This is a genomic window from bacterium (assembly GCA_021372775.1).
Lineage (GTDB): Bacteria > Acidobacteriota > Polarisedimenticolia > J045 > J045 > JAJFTU01.
Window position 1 is genome coordinate 1 of record JAJFTU010000316.1, and the last position, 7,479, is coordinate 7,479.

At 74.3% G+C, this 7,479-nt stretch carries 4 protein-coding genes; all 4 read right to left on the bottom strand.

Annotated features, from left to right (window positions below; all coding sequences use genetic code 11):
* Positions 1-10 precede the first annotated feature (10 nt).
* The gene (cysS, locus tag LLG88_10775; GenBank protein MCE5247384.1) at positions 11-1,408 is read right to left on the bottom strand and encodes a cysteine--tRNA ligase; all 1,398 of its coding nucleotides are present in this window, start codon (positions 1,406-1,408) and stop codon (positions 11-13) included.
* Positions 1,409-1,512: 104 nt separating this feature from the next.
* On the bottom strand, positions 1,513-2,886 hold the full coding sequence (locus LLG88_10780; GenBank protein ID MCE5247385.1) for a sigma-54 dependent transcriptional regulator: 1,374 nt from the start codon (positions 2,884-2,886) through the stop codon (positions 1,513-1,515).
* A gap of 30 nt (positions 2,887-2,916) precedes the next feature.
* Complete coding sequence (locus tag LLG88_10785) at positions 2,917-5,751, bottom strand: PAS domain S-box protein (protein ID MCE5247386.1); 2,835 nt, start codon at positions 5,749-5,751, stop codon at positions 2,917-2,919.
* An 8-nt stretch (positions 5,752-5,759) separates the two neighbouring features.
* On the bottom strand, positions 5,760-7,479 hold a 1,720-nt coding region (locus LLG88_10790; GenBank protein ID MCE5247387.1), incomplete at its 5' end, for a carboxypeptidase-like regulatory domain-containing protein.

Genomic DNA, 7,479 nt, shown 5'->3' on the forward strand with positions numbered 1-7,479 from the left:
GCGCGCAGGTTCAGAGCTTCTTGAGGTTCGGCCCCTGCGGCGTGTCCTCGACGGCCCAGCCGAGCGCGGCGATCTCGGCGCGCAGCGCGTCGGAGGCGGCCCAGTCGCGGGCCTTGCGCGCGGCCTGCCGACGCTCGACGAGCGCCTGCACCTCGGCCGGCGGACCGGCCTGCGCCGCGCCGTGCGGCAGGACGCCGGCGAGCACCGTGTCCACGTCGGCCAGCGCCGCTTCGACTTCCCCCGCGTCCTCGCGCGAGAGCTCGCCGCGGTCGAGCGCCGCGTTGACCTCGCGCACGAACTTGAACAGCTCCCCCGTGGCCCCGCTGACGTTGAGGTCGTCGTCGAGCTCGGCGAGGACCGCGTCGCGCGCCGCGGCCGCGCGCGGCGCGAACGCCGCCCGCCCCGCCGTCTCGGTCGCCTCGCGCGCCAGCCGCGCCCGCATCTCGTCGATCCGCCCCAGCTCCGCCTTCGCCCCGTCGAGCGAGGCGAACGTGAAGTTGAGCGCCTTGCGGTAGTGCGTGCCGGCGAGCACCCAGCGCACGTAGCGCGGCTCGTGCCCCATCTCGAACAGCTGGCGCAGCGTGTAGAAGTTGCCGAGCGACTTCGACATCTTCTCGCCGTCCACGACGAGGTGCGCGCAGTGCATCCAGTGGCGGACGAACGGCTTCCCCGTCGCCCCCTCGGACTGCGCGATCTCGTTCTCGTGGTGCGGGAACTTGTTGTCCACGCCGCCGGTGTGCAGGTCGAACGACTCGCCGAGGTACTTCATCGCCATCGCGCTGCACTCGATGTGCCAGCCCGGGCGCCCGGGGCCCCACGGCGAGTCCCACGTCGGCTCGCCCGGCTTCGCCCCCTTCCAGAGCACGAAGTCGGACGGATCGTCCTTCTCGTACTCGTCGGCGTCGATCCGCGCGCCGACGCGGAGATCCTCGCGCTTCAGCCCCGCCAGCTTGCCGTAGGTCGGGAAGGTGGCGATGCGGAAGTAGACCGAGCCGTCGGCGACGTAGGTGTGCCCCGCCGCCTCCAGCCGGCGGACGATCTCGATCATCTCCGGCACGTGCTCCGTGGCCCGCGGGTAGTGGTGCGCGGGGAGCAGGCCGAGCGTCTTCACGTCGTCGAGGAAGGCGGCGGTGTAGCGCGCGGTGTACTCGCCGATCGGCACGCCGGCCTCGCCCGCCTTGCGGATGATCTTGTCCTCGACGTCGGTGATGTTCATCACGTGCAGGACGTCGTAGCCGCGCCGCTCGAGCTGCCGCCGCAGCAGGTCCTCCCACGCGTAGGCGCGGAAGTTCCCGACGTGGGCGAAGTCGTGCACGGTGGGGCCGCAGGTGTACATCCCGACCCGCGGCGGCGCCGCCGGCGAGAACTCTTCCACGGTCTTGGTCAGCGAGTTGTAGAAACGCGGCATTTCGGGGCACCTCGCGGCGCCGGCCTTCGTCGCCGGGCCGCGCTTTCATTCTGAACGACCGACGCGGCGGCGCAATCGGCGCGCGTCAGCGCGGCGGCCCCGCGTCAGCGGAAGCCGAGGCGCTTCATCCGCTCGTTGAGCGTCGTCGGCTTCATGCCGAGCAGTTCGGCGGCGCGGCGCTGGACGCCCGAGGCCTCGTCGAGCGCGGAGCGGATCAGCGAGCGCTCGTACTCCTCGACCGCGGCCTGGTAGGTCACGCCCGAGGGGAGCGGCAGGCCGGCGCCGCGCGACGGCCCCTTCACGATCTCCTGGGCGAGGATCTCCGGCCCGATCTCGTCCTCCGTCGCGAGGAGCAGCGCCCGCTCGACGACGTTGCGCAGTTGGCGGACGTTCCCCGGCCAGTCGTAGCGGACGAGCGCCTGCTGCGCCTCGCGGGAGAGCGAGACGCCGCGGCGGCGGTGCTCCGTGCCCAGCTCGAGCAGGAAGTGCTCGACGAGCGCGGGGATGTCCTCGCGCCGCTCGCGCAGCGGCGGGAGGTCGATCGTGATCACGTTCAGGCGGTAGTAGAGATCCTCGCGGAACTGCCCCTCGGCGACGAGCCGCTCGAGGTCGTCGTTCGTCGCGGCGAGGATCCGCACGTCCACGCGCACCGGCGAGACCGAACCGAGCGGCAGGAACTCCTTCTCCTGCAGCACGCGCAGCAGCTTCGCCTGCACCGGCGCCGGAATGGTGCTGATCTCGTCGAAGAAGAGCGTCCCGCCGGAGGCGGCCTCGAACAGCCCGACCTGGTCGGCGACGGCGCCGGTGAAGGCGCCCTTCACGTGGCCGAAGAGGTGCGATTCCAGCAGGTCCGGCGGCAGGTTGGAGCTGTTGACGGTGACGAACGGCTCGTCGGAGCGCGGGCCGTGCTGGTGGATCGCCTCGGCCGTCAGCTCCTTGCCGGTGCCGCTCTCGCCGGTGATCAGGACCGTCGTGCGCGCCGGCGCGACCTGTTCGATCACGCGGTAGACGCGCTGCATCGCCTGCGAGGTGCCGACGAGGCGGCCGAACCGCTTCCGCTCGTCGAGCGCCCGCTTCAGCCCTTCGTTCTCCAGCTTCAGCCGCCGCTGCGTGAGCGCCGACTCGACGAGCAGCAGGACCTCGTCGTTCTGGAACGGCTTGGTGAGGTAGTGGAAGGCGCCGGCCTTCATCGCCTCGACCGCCGAGGCGACCGAGCCGTGCGCGGTCATCATGATCACCGGCCGGTCCGGCTCCTCGGCGCGCAGCGAGCGGAGCAGTTCCATCCCGTCCGACTCGCCGAGGAAGAGGTCGAGCAGGACGACGTCGATCGTCCGCTCGGCGACGGCGCGCAGCGCCTCCTCCTCGTCGCGGGCGAGCAGGACTTCGTACTCCTTCCGCCGTCCGATGAGCGACGAAAGAACGTCGAGGATGACCTCCTCGTCGTCGACGACCAAGACTGTGGCGCGCGTTGGGGACAAGGGTCTCGGGCTTCCCGGAAAGGGCCGATTCTACACGGCGGCGCGGCGCGGGGCCGGGATTTCCTCGGCGCGCGCCGTCGCGACCGCCGGCAGCGAGACGCGCATCGTCGTGCCGCGTCCGGGCTCGCTCTCCACGGCGAGCGCCCCGCCGTGCTCGCGGACGATGCTGTAGCTGATCGACAGGCCGAGGCCGGTCCCCTGCCCCGGCTTCTTCGTCGTGAAGAACGGATCGAAGATGCGGTTGCGCAGCTCCTCGGGAATGCCGACGCCGTCGTCCCGCACCTCGAACCACGCCGCCTCGCCGTCCACGCCGGTGCGCACGACGACGTGCCCGCCCTCGCCGACCGCGTCCACGGCGTTCAGCAGGAGGTTCATCCCCACCTGCTGCAGGCGCGAGCGGTCGCCCATCGCCACCACCGGCGCGCCGCTCCACTCGGTCGAGACCTTGGCCTTCGCCCGCCGCACCTGCGGCCCGAGCAGCCCGATCGTCTCCTCCATCATCTCGCGGAAGTCCACGGGGCCGATCGACAGCTCGGTCGTCGGGCCGGGGCGGCTGAAGCGGAGCAGGCCGCGCGCGATGTGCGAGGCGCGGCCGGCCTGCTGGACGATCTTCTCCAGCATCGGCCGCCGCGGATCGTCGCCGGGGCACTCCTCGAGCAGCATCTGCGCGTAGGAGGAGATGCCGGTGAGTGGGGTGTTGACCTCGTGGGCGACGCCCGCGGCGAGCAGCCCGACCGAGGCGAGCCGGTCCTGCTGGATCAGCTGGTCCTCGAGCCGCACGCGCTCGGTCACGTCGTCGAGCGAAAGGAGCGTCCCTTCCCACCCTTCCGGCCCGCGGAGCACGTTGATCGCCAAGTCTACGAGCTTCTCGTCCTCCGCCCCGCCGATGCGGATGCGGTAGGCGCGCGAGCGCTCGACCGACGGCGCCTGGCGCAGGAACTCGCGCGTCACGCTGCGCAGCGCCAGCGGCAGGACGTCGGTGTAGCGCCGCCCCAGCGCGTCGCGCCGGCCGGTGCCGAGCAGCGCCTCGACGGCCGGGTTCCACTGCCGCACGACCCCTTCGAGGTCGATCACCGCCATGCCGATCGGGCTGTTGTTGATCAGCGACTCGGTCTGCGCCTGCAGCCGCTGCACGAGCTGCACCTGCCCGCGGAGGTCCGCGAGATGGAGCGCGCCGGCGACCGCCGCCGCGGCGTGCCCGGCGACGGAGCGGAGCAGGTCGAGGTCGTCGGAGTCGAGCAGCGCGCGGCCGCGCGCCGGCCCCGCGGCGAGCACGGCGACGAGGTCGTTCTCGACGCGGAGCGGCACGAGCCACTGCACGCCGAGCGCGTTCAGCGCCGGGAGGCGCCGCGGCGCCTCGCCGAGCATCGCGAAGGTCAGGATCTCGCCCCGCATGAGCGCGGCGCGCATCGCCGACGTCAGCCCGTCGGGCGAGGGCAGACGGTCGTACGGCGAGAGCAGCTCCCCTTCCGGCCCGGCGAGCAGCAGCCGCACCACGCCGGCGCCGAGCGCGTCCACGATCCGCCGCTCCAGCGTCTCCGCGAGGCGCGGCAGCTCGCGTTCGGCGTTGAGGTCGCGGGCGAGGCGGGCGAGGGCGAGCCGCACGTTGTAGCGGCGGCGGTAGAAGAGGCGCCCGACGACGTCGCGCGCGCCGGCGCGGATCGCCGGGGCGAGGGCCGCCGTCACGGCCAGCGCGATCAGCGCCGGGACGACGCCGGCCGGATGGAGCAGCGCGGGGAAGAACGTCGCGGCGAGGCTCTGGAAGCCGAGGAAGAGCACCAGCGAGAAGGCGAGCGTCACGCCGACGACCAGCCCGCGCCGCAGGAAGAAGGCGAGGTCCATCAGCCGGTAGTCGAGCGCGGCGGCGGTGAAGGTCAGCGGCACGAGGACGAGGAACGGCAGCGAGATCCAGCCGGTGTCCCCCGTCGCGCCGCCGGCGATGCCGGGGATCGCCGTGACGGCGAGGAACGGCGCGAGCCCCGCGGCGCTGCCGACGAGGAACCAGCGGGCGCGCGCCCGGTCCTCGGCGTTGTCGGCCTTCGCCGCCGCGCGGGCGAGGATCGCCACGCCCCACGCGAACCCCGCCGCGAGCCAGGTCATCTCGATCCGTCCGCGCAGCGTCTCCAGCGCGGCGACCGGGTCGAGCGCGCGCAGGGCGCCGCCGAGCCCGGCGAGGTGGATCTCCGCGAGCAGCAGCGCCGCGGCCGGCGCGTAGGCCAAGGGCAGCCAGCGGCGCCACCGCCCGCCGGGGGCGCGCCGCGCGGCGAACGCGAGATGGACGAACAGCGCGGGGAGCGCGAGGCGCGCCGCGCGGTCCACCCAGAAGAGCAGCCAGTCGATCCGCTCGCCGCGGGCCGACCACGAGACGCCGAGCAGCAGGGCGCCGGCGAGGCACCACGCGGCGTAAACCAGCGCCGGCCCGCCCTGCCGCGGCCGCAGCGCGGCGGCGGCGGCGGCGAGCAGGAAGAGCGCGGCGACGAGCGAGCCGACGACGCGGTCCCACGCCCACGTCCGCTCGGCGACGACGCGCAGCGCGAGCGGCGTCGTCGTCCCTTGCCGCAGCACGACGACGCCGACCGGCCGGTCCGGCTGCGCCTGCGCCAGAAGGTCGAGGCCGACCAGCCGCGAGTGGACCGGATGCCCGCCGATCTCGACGAGCAGGTCGCCGGCCTTGAAGCCGGCGCGCTGCGCCGCGCCGCCCGGATCGAGCGAAGCGACCACGACGTCGCCGGGCGTCGTCTCGACCAACCCCATCCCCGGACGCGCCGTCTCCTCGCGCCACGTGCGCTGGGCCGAGAACAGCCCGAGCGCCGTCGCGACGGCGAGGAGCGCTAGGAGCGCGAAACGTCCGGGGCGGCTGGCCATCGGCGGGCTCAGAACGAGAGGGCCATGCCGCCGGACACGCGGCGCCGCTGAAGCAGCGCGAGCCGCAGGCCGTCGTCGGCCGCCGGCGCGGGCGCCGGCGAAAGGTCGTTGTCTTCGGCGGAGATGATCACGTACCACGCGCCGGTGTCGCCGACGCGCGCCAACCGCTGCCGCAGCGCGACGGCGCGGCGCTCCCAGCGGCGCGCCCCTTCGAGCAGCGGCGCGGCGCCGCCGAGGTCCTCGAGTTCGTCCCAGGCGATCGAGATCTCGGTCCCCGCGGTCAGCGCGAGGCCGACCTCGAGCCGCCGGCCGCGCGCCTTCCCGTCCCACGCCACCGGCGCGAGCGGGAGGTCGATCGGCAGGCGCGCCGCGAGGTCCCCTTCGACGTCGTACCACTCGCCGCGCAGCCGGACTTCGCGCAGGAAGACGCCGGGCGCGACCGACAGGCCGACCGCCCAGCGCGCGACGAGCGCGTCCGGCCCGACGAGGACGCCGAGCGGCGCGGCGTCGGGAGACGCGGCGAGGCCGAACAGATCGACGCCGCTCTCGCGCGAGCGGACGACCGTCCAGCGGACGGCGCCGCGGCCGCCTTCGAACGCGGCGCGGTAGATCGCCTCGCCGGCGGAGCGGCCGCCGACCATCGCCCCGGCGTCCGCGGCGAAGGAGACGCTCTCCCCGAGCGCCGCGCGGGCGCCGATCGAGGCCGCGCCGCGGGAGCGTTCGTCGAAGCCGCGGGCCCACTCGCCGCGGGCGCGCGCGACGAGCGCGAGCCCGGACGAGACATGCCAGGTGTCGTCGGCGAAGGCCGCGGCCCGGTCGCCGAACGCGGCGGCGAGCGAGTCGCCGACGCCGGACGCCGGCGCGAGGCTCAGCGTCTCGACGCCGCCGAAGGAGCGGCGCGCGCCGCGCGTCCCTTCGATCGACGCGCCGAAGTTCGCCTGGTTCGCGTCGGAGAGCTTGCGCCGCCAAGCGACGTCGCCGGAGAGGCGCGCGACGCCGTACGGGTCGCCGACGCGGCGCTGCAGGGCGCCGTCGGGCGAGAAGCTGGCCAGCGCGAGCGCGGCCGACATCGTGCGGCCGGAGTCCGCGTCCCCTTCGGCGCGGCGGGCCGTCAGTTCGAGGCTCGAAACGTCGAGGCGCGACGCGGCGCCGCCGTACTCGGCCGTGGCGTCGAGGCGGCTGGCGCGCTGATGGAGGTCGAGCGACACCGAGTCGTCCGCGGCGCCGCCGACGTTCCAGCGGAAGAAGAGCCGATCGGCGCGGTCGCGGAGCGTCTGGCCGCCGCCGTCGTCCTGATGGTCGAGACGCGCGGAGAGCGTCGAGTCCGCCCCCGCGAGCAACGTGCCGCCGAGGGCGAGGCGCGAGCCGCCGCCGTCCTGGACGTCCCCCGCGTCGGCGACGCGCGAGGCGAGCGCCTCGATCGTCACCGACGACGGCGCGAAGTGCGGGCCGTCGCCGCGCGAGGCGGGATAGAGCAGCGCGGGCGCGCCGTCGCCGAGATCCTCGAGCGGATCGCGGCGCGGCAGACGAAGCGTCCAGGCGTTGTCTTCCGGCTTGACGCCGGGCGCGGCCGGCGCGCCGGCCGGGCGAAGGACGATCTCGAGCGTTTCCTGAAGCGCGGTGTTGAGCTGTCCCACCATCACCGCGTAGCCGCCCTTGACGGCGACGAGGCGGTAGGCGCCCGGCGCGAGCGCCGGGAAGCTGAAGCGGCCGTTTTCGTCGCTGAGG

What these genes read in the sequence shown, in the direction of transcription:
- cysS (MCE5247384.1), bottom strand. Translation starts at nt 1,408, where the DNA reads ATGCCGCGTTTCTACAACTCGCTGACCAAGACCGTGGAAGAGTTCTCG.
- LLG88_10785 (MCE5247386.1), bottom strand. Translation starts at nt 5,751, where the DNA reads ATGGCCAGCCGCCCCGGACGTTTCGCGCTCCTAGCGCTCCTCGCCGTC.